Below are 15,054 nucleotides of genomic sequence, written 5' to 3'. Positions count from 1 at the left end.
GAAATGCCAGTTTAGCATTGCATCTTTGCCCCTTAATTATGTTATCAAATCAATTTATTTTGAAAGCGTTTTATCGACCATTTTGGCTTTTTTGTATTCTACTAATTGCTTGGAATTCTAGTGCTCAAACTTATATCAAGGTAAAAGGAAAGGTGGTTGATGCCAAGACCAGCGAAGTTATTCCTTTTGCCAGCGTATTGATTCAAGGTACCAATCGTGGAACGCAAACCGACCTCAACGGAAATTTCTTTATTGAAACCTCTCCACAGCATCCTTCTATCAAAGTTTCGATTATTGGGTATCAGCCCCAAACCAAAACCTTTCAAACTGCCAAAGATGTCCAACAACTTACTGTGCGCCTTCAATCGCTCAATACCAGTTTGGACGAAGTGGTGGTAAAAGGAAAAAAGGACAAATACCGTAATAAAGATAACCCTGCGGTACAACTGGTACGCAAAGTGATTGAGCACAAATCCATGAACCGCCCTGAGGCGCTCAATTTTTATCAATACAATAAATACGAAAAGTTAGAATTTGATTTGAGTAATATTTCTGAAAAATTTAGAAACAAACGCTCTCTTCGCAAATTTGACTTTGTATTTAATCACCTCGATACGTCTAAAATCACTGGGAAGGTTACGTTGCCTATGTATCTCAAAGAGACTATCTCTGATGTGTATTATCGTAAAAATCCAGAATCTAAAAAAGAGGTTATTACTGGAGATAAAATGACTGGTCTGGGTGGCTATGTGGATAACAATGGGATAAAACTTTATCTGGAGGCATTGTATCAAGAGGTCAATTTTTATGACAATAATATCCTATTACTTGCGAAGCAATTTTTAGGGCCTACTTCGCCGATTGCGCCGCAGTTTTATCGTTATGCCATTATTGATACAACCGTTTATAAAGATGTAAAATGCATTACCTTAGGATTTGCACCTCGCAATACCAATGACCAACTGTTTCAAGGGCAAATGCTTGTCGCAATGGATTCGAGTTATGCGGTACGAAAAGTAGAAATGGGTTTTTCGAAAGATATTAATGTCAACTTTGTGACTGACCTCAAAATTGCACAGGAATTCGAGTTTGTAGGGGATAAGGGCTTAATGCTTACCAAGGACGATTTAATTATTGAGTTTAATCCTTTGAAAAAAGAAAATGGCATGAGCTTGTTTGGACAAAGAAGCGTGTCCTATCATGATTATAAACTTGATTTACCGATTGAAGCAAGCCGTTTTGAGGGGTATCGTACCGAAGTCCTCAAAGATGCTACTCAACGGAAAGATGATTATTGGTCGCAAGCACGTCACCAACCACTCAGTACCAAGGAAATGGGTATTTATACCATGGTAGATAGTGTCAAAAGAGTGCCAGCCTTTCAGCGATTTATGAATACGGCGTCCTTTTTGATGGAAGGTTATAAGCCATTAGGTGCTATAGAAATAGGTCCCGTAAATACTTTTTATAGCTTCAACCCTGTTGAGGGGCTTCGTCTACGTTTGGGAGGGAGAACTACTGCCAAATTTAGCGAACGAATGGCTTTTGAGGTATATTCGGCGTATGGTTTCCGTGATCAAAAATGGAAGTATTTTGCCTCGGCAACGTTATCACTGACCGACCATAATATTTATACCTATCCGATTCGTCATTTACGCTTGTCTTATCAAAATGACTTGAAAATCCCAGGACAAGAATTACAGTTTGTTCAAGAAGATAACTTTTTACTTTCTTTCAAAAGAGGTATCAACAACCAACGAACCTACAACCAAGTATGGACACTCGACTGGCTACGAGAATCGAAATCTGGGGTAGCGTGGAGTGCGCAAATCAAGAAAACGATTCAAACACCAACAGGCTCGTTGACCTACGAAAATGGACTAGGACAAACCGTACCGCAACTCGATAATACTGAATTTGGGGTAGGTTTGAGATATGCGCCCAATGAGCAGTTTTATCAAGGGAAAAACTATCGTATCCCGATTGTGAATCAATATCCCGTTATTCAATTACGCTATAATTATTCGCCAAAAGGATTTTTGGGAAGTGAATACGAATATAGTCGCGTGATGGCACAGATGTACAAACGGGTAAATATTCCGCCATTGGGTTATACCAATTTAACGATTGAAGGAGCTAAGTTATGGGGGAAAGTACCATTTCCACTATTGCTCATTCATAGAGCCAACCAAACGTATTCGTATCAGTTAGAATCCTACAACTTGATGAACTTCTTGGAGTTTGTGAGTGACCAATATGCCACGATATTCTTCGACCATCATTTCAACGGATTTTTCTTTAATAAAATCCCCTTATTGAACCGACTCAAAATTCGTGAAGTTGCCTCATTTACTGGTTTGTGGGGAAGCGTATCCGACCAGAACAAACCTTCGTCGGATAATCAGTTACTGGCGTTTCCCAAATATACTAATGGCGACCCTATTACTTATTCCTTAGACCATCGACCTTATATGGAGATGAGCGTTGGGGTAGAAAACGTATTTAAAATTCTTCGAATAGACCTTCTCAAACGTTTATCTTATCTCGACCATCCTAATGCGCCTAGTTCGCTGGCAGTTAGGTTTAGAGTGAAGTTTGATTTTTAGGAAAAAGTATTACAATTAACCCATAGAGACGTCATGCTTGGTGTCTCTATGGATTAATTGTAATAAAGGTAGATGTGTTAATATAATTAAGTGTCTTACAATACTGTATTTAGTTTTACCTTTCCATTACATTGAATCACGAGATAATTCTCATTTTTAGCAGATATTATGTATATTAAAGTCACAGATTTATTTGTAAAATACCAATACATAATAAACTGTGACAATGTTTAGTATTTAATAAAATTAATAATCGTAAGCAAATTGGAATGTATCACTTAGACTTTTGGTACCAGTTTTACTAATAACCTCTTTTGTTATAAGTCTTTCGATAAGTAAGTCGGATATAAGTTGAGCTGTCTCTATATCAATTTCTCCAGCTACAGGAAAAAGCTTTAATGGTCTTATGGTCTTTAATTTATTTTTCCTAAGATTATACTTTAAATGATTTTCTATTTCTTCAACCAGCTTTATTCTTTCATAACGCGACGAGAGTAATTCTATTTCTTCCGCATGAGTATCCAAAATACTAAATCGATTCATTAAAAAGTAAATGAAGTCTTCTTTTGTAAATAAAGCAATAAATTTATTATCCTCACTCATTGTATAATTTCGACATGTTGCTCTCATCCATATGGTGTAGAGTAGAAATATGTTATTTTGCGTTGATTCTAACTTAAAGCTTTGCTTAATCATTTCGTCTTTTTTTTCAATATACTTGGTGAAAAACCAAATTATAGCCGTCAAAGACAGGCATATTATCCATACGAGAGTAAACTCTTCGTTATAAGTATATAGAGTTTTAAGGATTGGATGATCTTTAACAATTGAAGGAAATAACCAAATAGTTGTCAGTACTGAGGTTAGTGCTAGACTCGTGATTTTAGGCGTTATATTTTTTTTGTGAAAGGTATTAACACTATCGTTCAATTTTGATTTCAAAGAAGAATTTTTTGCTTCGAAATTTTCAACTTTTACTTCTTCTTTTTTTATTGAAGAAAGCTCTGTCAAAATATTAACCAAGGCTAACATTTCATTTTGCTTTGATTGCAATACTTCTGATGATGCACTATTTAAATACTCTAAAGCTGAGTTTATTTCGTGGAATTTACTTTTCTGAGTATCATCCTGAAAGTCTCCCATATTTTTGTCAGGATGATACTCTTTAATCAAATTCTTCAATATCTTTTTAATATCTTCACGACTTTGTGCATTTAAACTGAAATGCTCTATTATTTCTTCGACAGATGTAAATTTCATGCAAAATTTTTTATATGCAATTTACGGAATTCTCTTAACTATATCAAATCAATGTTTTTTGCATCAAACTAAGCTAAGCAATCAGGAAGTATATGTGCAAAGCTTCTCTTCCACTCCCTTTATTATCAAATTGTTAACTCAATAATTCGTAACCTATTCATAATATTTGGGTAACAATAATTCTCTACTTTTACATCACAGAAAACGCTAGATATTACTAGTATTCTGGACTCACTAAGCTTATCAATAGCGAATGCACATACCAAAGAAAATACTGTTTATCACAGGGTCGATTAACCAAACCTCGCAGATGCACCAAATCGCTCAGCAATTGCCTGAGTATGATTGTTGGTTTAGTCAGATTTTTGCAGACTCGCCATTGGTGAACTGGGTGATTGAAAACACTACTTGGGCCGACCGTACTGTATTAGCAGGGCAATTTCGTCGTAATTCGGAGACTTATTGCGCTGAGCACGGTTTACAAATGGACTACAAAGCCCAAAAGAACCGTTATGATTTGGTGGTTTACTGTTCGGATTTGATAATTCCTGACAGAATGCTTCAAACCAAAACTTTGTGGGTACAAGAAGGCATGATAGACGAATGCACCACTATTAGTAAATGGGTCAAAAAGTTACATCTTCCTCCTTATTTGGCTATTGGAACATCGCTGAACGGTACTTCCAATATTTGCGATGTGTATTGCGCTGCATCGGAGGGCTACAAAGGATATTTTTCGAAAATGGGAACCCAAGCTCACAAAATTATGGTCACAGGTATGCCTAATTTTGATAACTGTGAAAAGTTTGTGGATAATACCCTCGATATGAAAAACTATGTGTTGGTAACAACTTCGGATATTCGTGAGTGTTACCGACCAGACAATAGAATAGGCTTTATCAAACGTTGTGTTGAAATCGCCAACGGACGACCATTGGTATTCAAATTGCATCCCAACGAGATTTTTGAAAGAGCCATTGCCGAAATCAAAGAAAACACACCCGAAGGTACTTTCATCTATACCAATGGCAATGTTAATCACATGATTGCCAATTGTGATGAATTGATTACACAATATTCGACGCTTGTATATGTGGGTATAGCCTTGGGGAAAAAAGTACATTCATATTTTGATGTCGAAGAGTTAAACCGCTTAGCCCCTATTCAAAACGGAGGGACTTCAGCGCAAAATATAGCTCGTGTTTGCCGTGATTTTTTGGAATTTAATGGTAAAAAAGAAGAATTTACCAAACAGTACCAATACACTGCAACACCCATTATTAAACCTAGTCTTTGCGAAATCGCATGAGTCAAACGCCAGTTATCACCATCGTTGTACAGGCTCGTATGAGTTCGAGCCGATTGCCAGGTAAAGTAATGCTTCCTATCTTAGAAGAGCCCCTACTTTATCGCATGATAGAGCGTCTTAGAAGAGTAAAGCGTATATCACATATCGTTATTGCAACTTCTGACCATACTCAAGACGATGTCATAGAGCGTTTTTGTAAAAAATATCAAATCGATTGCTACCGTGGAAGCCTTAATGACTTACTCGACAGGCATTGGCAAGTAGGACATCTGACAGAGGCAGATGTTGTTCTCAAAATACCGTCAGATTGTCCACTTATCGACCCTCGTATTGTGGATAAAGTGTTAGATGTGTATTTGTCCAATCCAGAGCAATATGATTATATAAGTAACTTACATCCTGCTACTTATCCCGATGGCAATGATGTAGAAATTATGAGTTTTAAAGCCCTAACCAAAGCTTGGGAGGAGGCCGTTCGCCCTTTGGAACTAGAGCATACCACGCCTTATTTCTGGGAAAATCCAGAGAAGTTTAAGTTGGGAAATGTACTTTGGGAAACAGGTTTAGATTATTCGATGTCACACAGATTTACCATAGATTATCATGAAGACTACCAATTTATTAAGCGGATTTTTGAAGAGTTATATCCTCTCAAGCCTGAATTCTCTTTGGAAGATATTTTAACATTATTGACTCAAAAGCCTGAAATTATGGCACTTAATGCCCAATGGGCAGGTGTCAATTGGTATAGAAATCATTTGGGCGAGTTAAAAACTATCGATGCCTCTATGACGGTTCAGGTAGATGCGCAAGGTATTGCGTCTTCCCCAGAAGTGCAGAATCCAAATGATTAATAGAGAGGTTGTTAGAAAATAGAATACTCTTTATATTGGCTTATTTGGTGTAAGCCACAAAGCATTGCATTTCTAAGAATAGATAATTCTTTAAAAATATAAAAGAGGGATTAGATTGAAAAGTTACACATTTTCTCAATCGCAATTCACTCCATAAAATCCCCATGAACGAGATAAAATTGAAAAAATTGGAGCAAACAGCTTTGCGGGTACGTGAGCATATCATCAAGCTTTCGACTGACGGAGGCTGTTTTGTGGGTGCATCGCTTTCAGCAACAGATTTAATCGTCTACCTCTATACTGAATTCCTCAATTTAAACCCTACTAACTTGGATGACCCCGACAGAGACTATTTGTTTTTGTCGAAGGGGCACGATGTGCCTGCCCTTTATGGTACGTTGGTCGAAATGGGTGTTTTAGAAGCAGAGAGACTGCAAAATCACTTATCTACCAACGACCATATCTATTGGCATCCCAACACTCAAATCTCTGGTATTGAGTTTCATTCGGGTTCATTGGGACATTTGCCAGCGGTATCAGTTGGTGTGGCAATGGATTTGAAAATTAGTGGTTCACAAAATCGTGTGGTCTGTATCTTGGGCGATGGCGAGCTTAATGAAGGTTCGGTTTGGGAGGCTGTTATGGTAGCACACGCACACAAATTGGACAACCTTATTTTTGTGGTAGATCGTAATAATTTCCAAGCCAATATGGCAACAGAAGATCTCATTCCACTAGAGCCATTAGTAGATAAATTTGAAGCTTTTGGATGGGAAGTATGTCGCATTGATGGACACAATTTCTTGGATTTGGAAGAAGCATTTGCGGATTTGCCATACAAAAAACATAAACCAAGTGTAATTATCGCCGATACGATTCGTGGAAAAGGCTTGCCAAGTATCGAGGCTCGTGCTGACCGTTGGTTTTGTAATTTTTCATCTACCGAAATCGAGCAACTTTTGCAAGAACTCCACGGCGAACACACGACTACCTTAGTCTCAGAAACCTTGGTGGTAAGGTAGAAGGAAGGTATATCCCGTAGAGACGTTGCACCGCAACGTCTTATTGAGTGGCTGAGTTTTCTGTTATTAATTCACAACTCGCTCATTCACAATTAACTAATTGAATTTATGTACGAAGAACTACTAAAAAATATAGCCATCGACGACGAGCGTATCGTAGTCATGACAGCCGAAAACCGTGCTTTGATTCGTAATTTGCCTTCAGTTTTAGGTAAAAGATTTATCGATACAGGAATTACCGAACAATGTATGGTAGGTGCCGCCGCAGGGCTGGCATTACGTGGAAGAGTGCCTGTATTACACGCATTGGCTTCTTTTCTTTCAATGCGTGCGTTTGAGTTTGTGCGCACCGATGCAGGAATCCCCAATTTACCAATCAAGTTGAGTGCCTTTATCCCAGGTTTTTTATCAGACGGAAATGGTCCCACACACCAAGCTGTGGAAGACGTATCTCTGATGCGTGGGATTCCTAATATGCAAGTTTTTGCACCTGCCAATGAGCAAGATTTGGCCATTATGTTACCCGAAATTCTTGCCTCTAAACATCCAGCTTATATTCGTATTTGTCACCGTCCTACCTCTTTTCAACATCAAAAACACTTTGAAATTGGCAAAGCTGAAGTTATTGCTGAAGGTACAGATATTACCTTGCTGACCTACGGTTTTATGCTTGAGCAAACGCTGATTGCTGCCGAAATTCTTAGAGCAGAAGGCAAGTCTGTAGGTATCGTCAATCTTCGTAGTCTCAAACCTATTGACGAGGCTTATCTTGTAGATTTAACGCAAAAAACAGATTTGTTAGTAACCATTGAAGACCATTTTGTTACAGGAGGTTTGTATTCAATTGTTGCAGAAATTTTCTTGAAAAATCAGATACAAGCACCTGTTTTACCCATTGCATTATTTGAAAAATGGTTTAAACCAGCACGCTTGCAAGAGGTGCTAGAATACGAAGGATTTACAGGAAAACAAATTGCAGAACGTATTTTGGGTTATCATACTGAAGCTATTCAGCCACATATCGTAGCCTCTGAATTTGCTGAATAATCCCCATCCGTAGAGACGTTGCACGCAAGGTCTTTTAGGCATTAAGCCGTAAGCTGTAGGCATTAGGCAAAAGGTTATGCTTGCCTAATACGTAAAGCCTAAAGCCGAGCACTTAATTTTAACATAAAAAACATCGCATTTCGAGAATCATAATTTATTCAATGCCATGCCCAACGGAGTAAAATTCAACGACCATTATCCTAATATTACCATCTCGGATATTTTATATGAACGTGCTTTGGCAGTTCAAAAACCTATTACCCAAACTCTAGCGAAAGGTCCAGGACAATTTACCAAAGGTATTGCACCGAAGTATCTGGTAAAAGGAAAAGGCTCACACGTTTGGGATGTCGATGGCAACGAGTATATCGACTACAACGCTGCGATAGGTCCAGTATCTTTAGGGTATTGCTATCCAGCAGTTGATGAGGCCATCCAAAGCCAATTAGCGGATGGCATTTCGTTCTCTCTGACGCACCCTTTAGAAGTAGAATTATCAGAACTGATTCAAGATGTTATTCCAAATGCAGAAGCAGTCAAAATCTCCAAAATGGGAGCTGATGTCTGTTCGGCAGCGATTCGTGTATCTCGTGCTTTTACAGGTCGTGAAAAAATCTTTTGCTGTGGCTATCACGGTTGGCATGATTGGTATATCGGCATTACAAGTCGCAATGCAGGTGTACCCGAAAGTACTCAAAATATGACTTATACTTTCGAATATAACGACATCGAGAGTATTCGTGCAGCCTTAGACGAAGACGTAGCAGCAGTGATTTTAGAGCCATTTATTTTTGAAGCGCCTAAAAATAATTTCCTTCAAGAATTAGCCGAAGCTTGTCGTGAAAATGGCACTTTGTTGATTTTTGATGAAATGTGGACAGGCTTTCGTATTGCCTTAGGTGGTGCGCAAGAATATTTCCAAGTAAAACCAGACTTAGCGGTTTATTCAAAAGCTTGTGCTAATGGAATGCCAATTGCCTTGTTGACGGGTCGTGCCGATGTGATGGAGCTTTTCAATAAAGAAGTATTCAGTTATACCACTTTTGGTGGCGAAACCTTGTCATTGGCAGCTTGTATTGCAACCATTCGTGAATTACAGGAAAAAAATGTCCCAGCTTATTTAGCTGAAAAAGGCGCGATTTTACAACAAGGATATAACCAGATTGCAGAGGAGTTTGGCTTATCAGCATTTACCAAGTGTATCGGCTATCCATGTCGCTCTATGGTAACATTTAGTCCCGAAGCTGGCAATGGCTTAGAGCTAAAAACGCTCATGCAACAAGAAATGATTAAGCGTGGTATCCTATGGGCAGGTTTTCATAATATGTGCTACAGCCATAGCGACGAAGATATTGCTTACACTTTGTCTGCTTATCGTGATGTGATGCCAATCATGAAAAAAGCGATTCTTGATAAAGATGCAATGCCATTGATTCGTGGAGAAGTATTGGAAGCTGTTTTTAGAAAAACCTCAAACTACAATATCAAACCTGCTTTGCAGAAAGCCTAATCATGAATCAGCTTATCTCGAATCCCTCTTTGGCTGTTCCTCAATTGTTCTCATTGGCAGGTAAAACAGCTATTGTTACAGGTGCTACAGGATTGATTGGACAAAAACACTGCGAAGCACTCGCTGCCGCAGGCGCCAACGTGGTAGTAGCCGATGTTCTAGAATTACAAGCCAAAGGTTTGGCTAATCAATTAGGAGAAAAACATATCGGTCTAAAACTCGATGTAACAAACCCTAATAGTTTAGAAAAAGCCAAAGCGACTATTCTCGAAAAATATGGCTCAATCGATGTGTTAGTCAACAATGCGGCTATCAACGATATGTTCGAAAATCCATTGATGGCAAAAGAATTGTCCGCCTTCGAAAACTATCCTTTGGAGTCTTTCCGAAAATCACTTGAAGTAAATGTCCTTGGGGTCTTTTTATGCTCGCAGATATTTGGTTCAGTAATGGCTGAGGCGGGTGCTGGTAGCATTATCAATATCGCTTCTACCTACGGTATGGTGGGGCCTGATCAACAAATTTACTGTGACGAAAATGGGGAACAGAGTTTTTTCAAATCTCCTTCGTATCCAACAACCAAAGGCGCTGTTCTCAACTTCACTCGCTTTTTGGCAGCCTATTGGGGACATAAAGGCGTGCGTGTGAATACGCTATCGCCAGGAGGTGTTGAAAACGGTCAGAACGAATTTTTTATCAAAAACTACACAAATAAAACTCCACTCGGTCGTATGGCTCAGCCTAACGATTATCAAGGTGCATTGGTATTCCTTGCTTCTGATGCTTCGGCTTATATGACGGGCGCCAACCTAGTGGTCGATGGTGGGTGGACAAGCATTTAACCTAACTGTGTGTAAAGGATGTTATAAATTGTCCATTTCGGATATCGGATGTGGGATTGCGGAAGTATAAAACATTATGAAAAATAAAAACGAAGTTTTTTCAATATTTCCGAAATCAGCAATCCCAAATCAGCAAAAGCCATAGCGTTTCTGACTACACTCATTATTCTTTGGTTCAACCACAAATTACTCAATGGAAAAATTACAACATATAAAATTGCTCCTTACCGACTGTGATGGGGTATTGACCGATGCAGGGGTGTATTATGGAGAAAACGGAGAAGTATTGAAAAAATTCAATATCCGTGATGGGATGGGTGTTGAACGTTTACGCAACAGACAAATTGCAACGGGCATTATCACTGGCGAGCTTTCGCCTTCTGTACGCAAACGTGCTGAAAAACTCAAGATTACCGAATTGCACATGGGTATCAAAGACAAACTAGCGGTACTCCAACAAATATTGGTGAATCGTAATATCCTGCCCGAACAAATTGCCTATATCGGCGACGATGTCAATGACCTCGAAATCATGAAGCACGTAGGCTTTACGGCTTGTCCTGCCGACGCCCTTAAGCAAGTTCGTAGTCAAGTAGACTATATCTGCGAAGCTAAAGGTGGCGAAGGATGCTTCCGCGAACTAGCTGAACTTATTCTAGAAGCACAGACTCCAGAAGTGATAACTGAAATTTTATTAGAAGCGTAAAACAAGGGGTTAGGGGAGAGGCACTAGTCATCAGTATATAAATACTCCTTGCCTGATGCCTCTTTGCCTAATGCCTCAAAAACTAATAACAACGCATGAAATCAATTGAACTTAACACAGGAAAAGTAATTGGCGAAGGTGCGCCATGTTACATCATTGCAGAAATTGGTATCAATCACAATGGCTCGATTGATATTGCTAAAAAACTCATCGACGAGGCAGTCAATGCTAGAGTGGATGCGGTGAAATTTCAAAAAAGAACTCCAGAAGTATGTGTGCCTCGCGACCAATGGGAAATCATGCGTGATACACCGTGGGGACGTATGTCATATATCGACTACAAACGTAAGACTGAATTTGGCGCAGTAGAGTTTTCTATCATTGACCAATATTGCAAAGAGCGTGGAATGGATTGGTTTGTATCGGCTTGGGATGTAGAATCTGTAGATTTTATGGAGCAGTTCGAAACGCCTTTGTACAAATTGGCTTCAGCATCGTTGACAGACTTTGAATTGATTGAGCGTATTTTGAAAACGGGTCGCCCGTTGATGATTTCAACAGGAATGTCGACCCAAAATGAAATCGTAGAAACAGTTCGTTTTATCCTTGATTTTGACCCTGAATATCCTTTGTCGATTGCTCACGCTACATCTGCTTATCCTTGTAAGCCAGAAGAGCTGAATTTGAACATGATTCATACCCTAAAAACGATGTTCCCTAATCATCCTATTGGGTATTCTGGACATGAAACTGGCTTGGCTACTACTGTGGCAGCGGTAGCAATGGGGGCTACTTTTGTAGAAAGACACTTTACGCTTGATCGTGCTATGTGGGGTTCTGACCATGCGGCGTCGGTTGAACCACAAGGTTTGTCTCGCCTAGTAAAAGATATCCGCGACGTAGAAACAGCAAGTGGTGATGGTGTCAAAAAAGTATATGATTCTGAAGTAGGTCAGATGAAAAAATTGAGAAAGCATATTTCTGCTGAGTATAATAAATAGCTGTCGGCTTTCAGCTTTCGGGCGAAAAACCGACAGGAGAAAGCTGATTGTTCATGGCTCAAAAAAGACCTATAGATTCAACTCTATAGGTCTTTGTGCTAAAAAACGGAACCCTCATTCAAATGACAACGGTTGAAATCACTACTTCCATTTTGGTAGTTTGGATTGTGCTTATCATTTTATTCGAAAGACTTTTTCCATATCGCAAAGGACTCCCATTTTTCAGGGAGGGCTTTTGGGTTGATTTAGTGTGGTATACTCTTATCCAAAGCTATTTTCTCAAAATTCTTATTTTTCAAGGCATTATCGAGCCGATTCATCAGGCTTATCCTTGGTCTTCTTGGGTGTCGGTGAGTCATTGGCCTTTGGCATTACAGGTGCTCTTTTTTCTGGTAACACATGATTTTTATATCTATTGGTTTCATCGATTTCAACACGCCAATGCCTTCTTTTGGCGGACACATGAGGCACATCATTCGGGTAAAAATGTAGACTTTCTGAGTGGCTCACGCTCTCATATTGTCGAGATTATTATTAATCAAAGCATTGAGTTTTTACCGATTATTTTGCTAGGGGCATCGCCAGAAGTATTACCTATAAAAGCCTTATTAGATGCCATGTTTGGGATGTTTATTCATAGCAATATCGATGTCAAATTAGGTAAATGGAAATACCTTTTCAATTCGCCTGAATTACATCTTTGGCATCATGCCAATTATCAAGAGGTATTTCACGCCAATTTCTCTACCAAATTTGCTGTATGGGATTATCTCTTTAAAACAGTATATGACCCCAACCATAAGCCAGGGAATGCCTCTGAAAACTGGGGATTATACTATGATTACCCCAAAGATTATTTCCTACAACATGCCTTTTCAGTCAAAAGATTTGAGGAAAAAAAGCTTTTGAAATATCCGCTATTCAAAAAGTATTATTTCTTCAGAATCAATCTTTGGAACTGGTTTTTGGAGAAAATAAAAAGATGATAATAGCTGTAAGGCATGTGTATTCGCTTGGCATAAGACGCAAAACATTGCGTCTCTACTGCGGTTTTTAAATAATCACTCAATCACAACCCACTCAATCACTCAATAATTCATGCAATGGATTTACTTATTAATTGCCGCGGTATTTGAAGCTGCTTGGGCATTTTCTTTAAAATATCTTGATTTTCAGAAAATCAAAACGATTCAATGGGATACCATTTTCTCCATGAATACTTGGGGGCTTATTTCACCTTTACTGGGATATATCTTTTTTGGAATAGGGAATATTTACTTTTTTGCGCTGGCACTCAAAATGCTTCCTACAGCCGTGGCTATGGCCGTTTGGACAGCCCTTGCCTTGGTTTTTATCAAACTAGCAGATGTTTTTATTTTACATGAAAAATGGGTTTGGCAAGAAATCGGATGGATAGCCCTAATTGCCATTGGTATTGTTGGGCTCAAAACATCGGGAAAGGCTTAAAACAAAAAACGGTAAGACAAAGCCTTACCGTTTATAAACGAGAACCACTTATTTCATAACTAGCTACCAAAAAAATATTCTCAGTGCATGACGTAATAGATGAGCGAACCTAATGCAATTGGAAATATGAGAACTTAGAATGAGGTAAGACCTAAAAGGGCTTTTATGATATTAATGTTAAACACTTTGCCTAATGCCTACAGCTTATAGCCTAAAGCATACTTAATAACTTATATAGGTATTGGTAAACGAACCGTCATCATAAAGGTCGACTACGGCATAACCTGCTTCGGTGTGTTGGTATTTGCCAAACCACCATCTGCCCGATACGGCGCCATTACAGCAGTATGAAACGCCGTTGTAGTCAACTCTGTCGGTTAGGTGAATATGTCCTGAAACGGCCAATTTTACATTTTTATGGTCGTCAAAAAGATTCGAGATACGTTTGGCATCGGTATGCATCCAACTACCAGGTACTTCCCATTTGCCGTTATTGCTATTGTCACCATCAAAAAAAACACAAGCCGCCAAAATCGGAATATGCGAAATCACCATTACGGGCTTGTCGTCGGGAGTGGTTTTTAGGGTTGACTTTAGCCAATCATATTGTTCGTCGTCGAGGTGTGCAGTGTACCAAGAGCCGTCTTTTTTGCGCTGAACGCTATCAAGCATGACAAAACGCCATTGGTCGGTATCATACGAGTAATAGCGTTTGTGCATCGACATTTCGTCCATAGCCCATTTTTTACCATCCTCGAAGGTTTTGAAACTATCACCTTCGCAACAGATGTCGTGATTGCCCACACAACTGATAACAGGTAAATTATTTTCACTTTTAAGTACTTCATTAAAAAGCTTCCACTGTTTGTCTGCATTGTGTGGTGTGCGTTTATGAGCATCCATCACACAGTCACCAGAGTTGATAATAAGGTCTGGTTTGACATCCAAAGACTGAATATGGTGTAAGCAACGTTCAAAGCCTTTTGCTGCTCCAATCAAAGGTTGGATATGCACATCGGTAATATGAGCTACACGAAGTACACGTTTAGGAGCGCTGGGTTTTTGAGCATTTGCTAACGAAGGAAGTGATAAACCTCCTGCGGTAAGAGCCAATTGTCGAAGTAAATCTCTTCTTTGCATAATATGCGATTGCTTGGTTAGAAATAGCTAACAAGTAGTGCTTGGCTAACACCTCTACCTCCTCAGAAGCACAGTGCAAAATTGTGATTTTAGTATAACTTGATGATTTGTAATAAGTTAAGAATTTGTAAAAAGAGGAGGCTCAATATGAATTTCTTGTCAAATTTTGGAGACATCGAGAGAACTTAAATGCAATCAAAAAAGATTTAACATAAACAATTCATAAAGTTTTTTTACTTTTGTCGCCCTTTAAAGAAATACAAAGGCGTTAATTATCAGGAAGTTGGAGT

The 15,054-nt window shown here is 38.9% G+C and carries 13 protein-coding genes; 11 read left to right on the top strand and 2 right to left on the bottom strand.

What is annotated here, in order from left to right; genetic code table 11:
- The first annotated feature begins 38 nt into the window (after window positions 1–38).
- Window positions 39–2,606 carry a DUF5686 and carboxypeptidase-like regulatory domain-containing protein gene (locus GVN22_RS14265; RefSeq protein WP_166551684.1) on the top strand — a complete coding sequence of 856 codons (2,568 nt, stop codon included), beginning with the start codon at window positions 39–41 and terminating at the stop codon, window positions 2,604–2,606.
- Window positions 2,607–2,852: 246 nt separating this feature from the next.
- Here the strand turns inward: GVN22_RS14265 and GVN22_RS14260 are convergent, their stop codons facing one another.
- Entirely contained in the window at window positions 2,853–3,866 is a 1,014-nt protein-coding gene (locus GVN22_RS14260) for a J domain-containing protein (RefSeq protein ID WP_166551683.1), read from the bottom strand.
- Between the two features lie 253 nt (window positions 3,867–4,119).
- Here GVN22_RS14260 and GVN22_RS14255 point away from each other — a divergent pair, with 253 nt between their 5' ends.
- The 10 genes from GVN22_RS14255 (at window position 4,120) to GVN22_RS14210 (ending at window position 13,624) form a co-directional block, all read left to right on the top strand.
- Window positions 4,120–5,175, top strand: a complete 1,056-nt coding sequence (locus GVN22_RS14255; protein ID WP_205690902.1) for a hypothetical protein — start codon at window positions 4,120–4,122, stop codon at window positions 5,173–5,175.
- The gene (locus GVN22_RS14250; protein WP_166551682.1) at window positions 5,172–6,029 is read left to right on the top strand and encodes a cytidylyltransferase domain-containing protein; all 858 of its coding nucleotides are present in this window, start codon (window positions 5,172–5,174) and stop codon (window positions 6,027–6,029) included. The genes GVN22_RS14255 and GVN22_RS14250 overlap by 4 nt, the downstream gene beginning before the upstream one ends.
- 164 nt (window positions 6,030–6,193) lie before the next feature.
- The gene (locus GVN22_RS14245; protein ID WP_166551681.1) at window positions 6,194–7,051 is read left to right on the top strand and encodes a transketolase; all 858 of its coding nucleotides are present in this window, start codon (window positions 6,194–6,196) and stop codon (window positions 7,049–7,051) included.
- A gap of 108 nt (window positions 7,052–7,159) precedes the next feature.
- On the top strand, window positions 7,160–8,098 hold the full coding sequence (locus GVN22_RS14240; protein ID WP_166551680.1) for a transketolase family protein: 939 nt from the start codon (window positions 7,160–7,162) through the stop codon (window positions 8,096–8,098).
- Between the two features lie 166 nt (window positions 8,099–8,264).
- Complete coding sequence (locus tag GVN22_RS14235; RefSeq protein WP_166551679.1) at window positions 8,265–9,608, top strand: aminotransferase class III-fold pyridoxal phosphate-dependent enzyme; 1,344 nt, start codon at window positions 8,265–8,267, stop codon at window positions 9,606–9,608.
- Between the two features lie 2 nt (window positions 9,609–9,610).
- Window positions 9,611–10,450, top strand: coding sequence for an SDR family oxidoreductase (locus tag GVN22_RS14230; protein ID WP_166551678.1), 840 nt, complete (start codon window positions 9,611–9,613; stop codon window positions 10,448–10,450).
- 193 nt (window positions 10,451–10,643) lie between these two features.
- Window positions 10,644–11,156 (top strand): HAD family hydrolase, encoded by a 513-nt coding sequence (locus GVN22_RS14225; RefSeq protein WP_166551677.1) that lies wholly within the window; start codon window positions 10,644–10,646, stop codon window positions 11,154–11,156.
- 95 nt (window positions 11,157–11,251) lie between these two features.
- Window positions 11,252–12,157, top strand: coding sequence for an N-acetylneuraminate synthase family protein (locus tag GVN22_RS14220; RefSeq protein ID WP_166551676.1), 906 nt, complete (start codon window positions 11,252–11,254; stop codon window positions 12,155–12,157).
- Window positions 12,158–12,279: 122 nt separating this feature from the next.
- Entirely contained in the window at window positions 12,280–13,143 is an 864-nt protein-coding gene (locus GVN22_RS14215) for a sterol desaturase family protein (protein ID WP_166551675.1), read from the top strand.
- A gap of 112 nt (window positions 13,144–13,255) precedes the next feature.
- Window positions 13,256–13,624 (top strand): multidrug efflux SMR transporter, encoded by a 369-nt coding sequence (locus GVN22_RS14210; RefSeq protein ID WP_166551674.1) that lies wholly within the window; start codon window positions 13,256–13,258, stop codon window positions 13,622–13,624.
- A 222-nt stretch (window positions 13,625–13,846) separates the two neighbouring features.
- On the opposite strand, the gene GVN22_RS14205 is transcribed toward GVN22_RS14210, so the two are convergent.
- Entirely contained in the window at window positions 13,847–14,764 is a 918-nt protein-coding gene (locus tag GVN22_RS14205; protein ID WP_166551673.1) for a metallophosphoesterase, read from the bottom strand.
- Between the last annotated feature and the right edge of the window lie 290 nt (window positions 14,765–15,054).

It is taken from the genome of Cellulophaga sp. BC115SP, assembly GCF_009905545.1.
Classification (GTDB): Bacteria; Bacteroidota; Bacteroidia; order Cytophagales; family Spirosomataceae; genus Flectobacillus; species Flectobacillus rivi.
This window is presented reverse-complemented; position numbering and strand designations above follow the sequence as displayed.

What these genes read in the sequence shown, in the direction of transcription:
- GVN22_RS14265 (WP_166551684.1), top strand. Translation starts at nt 39, where the DNA reads ATGTTATCAAATCAATTTATTTTGAAAGCGTTTTATCGACCATTTTGG.
- GVN22_RS14260 (WP_166551683.1), bottom strand. Translation starts at nt 3,866, where the DNA reads ATGAAATTTACATCTGTCGAAGAAATAATAGAGCATTTCAGTTTAAAT.
- GVN22_RS14255 (WP_205690902.1), top strand. Translation starts at nt 4,120, where the DNA reads ATGCACATACCAAAGAAAATACTGTTTATCACAGGGTCGATTAACCAA.
- GVN22_RS14250 (WP_166551682.1), top strand. Translation starts at nt 5,172, where the DNA reads ATGAGTCAAACGCCAGTTATCACCATCGTTGTACAGGCTCGTATGAGT.
- GVN22_RS14245 (WP_166551681.1), top strand. Translation starts at nt 6,194, where the DNA reads ATGAACGAGATAAAATTGAAAAAATTGGAGCAAACAGCTTTGCGGGTA.
- GVN22_RS14240 (WP_166551680.1), top strand. Translation starts at nt 7,160, where the DNA reads ATGTACGAAGAACTACTAAAAAATATAGCCATCGACGACGAGCGTATC.
- GVN22_RS14235 (WP_166551679.1), top strand. Translation starts at nt 8,265, where the DNA reads ATGCCCAACGGAGTAAAATTCAACGACCATTATCCTAATATTACCATC.
- GVN22_RS14230 (WP_166551678.1), top strand. Translation starts at nt 9,611, where the DNA reads ATGAATCAGCTTATCTCGAATCCCTCTTTGGCTGTTCCTCAATTGTTC.
- GVN22_RS14225 (WP_166551677.1), top strand. Translation starts at nt 10,644, where the DNA reads ATGGAAAAATTACAACATATAAAATTGCTCCTTACCGACTGTGATGGG.
- GVN22_RS14220 (WP_166551676.1), top strand. Translation starts at nt 11,252, where the DNA reads ATGAAATCAATTGAACTTAACACAGGAAAAGTAATTGGCGAAGGTGCG.
- GVN22_RS14215 (WP_166551675.1), top strand. Translation starts at nt 12,280, where the DNA reads ATGACAACGGTTGAAATCACTACTTCCATTTTGGTAGTTTGGATTGTG.
- GVN22_RS14210 (WP_166551674.1), top strand. Translation starts at nt 13,256, where the DNA reads ATGCAATGGATTTACTTATTAATTGCCGCGGTATTTGAAGCTGCTTGG.
- GVN22_RS14205 (WP_166551673.1), bottom strand. Translation starts at nt 14,764, where the DNA reads ATGCAAAGAAGAGATTTACTTCGACAATTGGCTCTTACCGCAGGAGGT.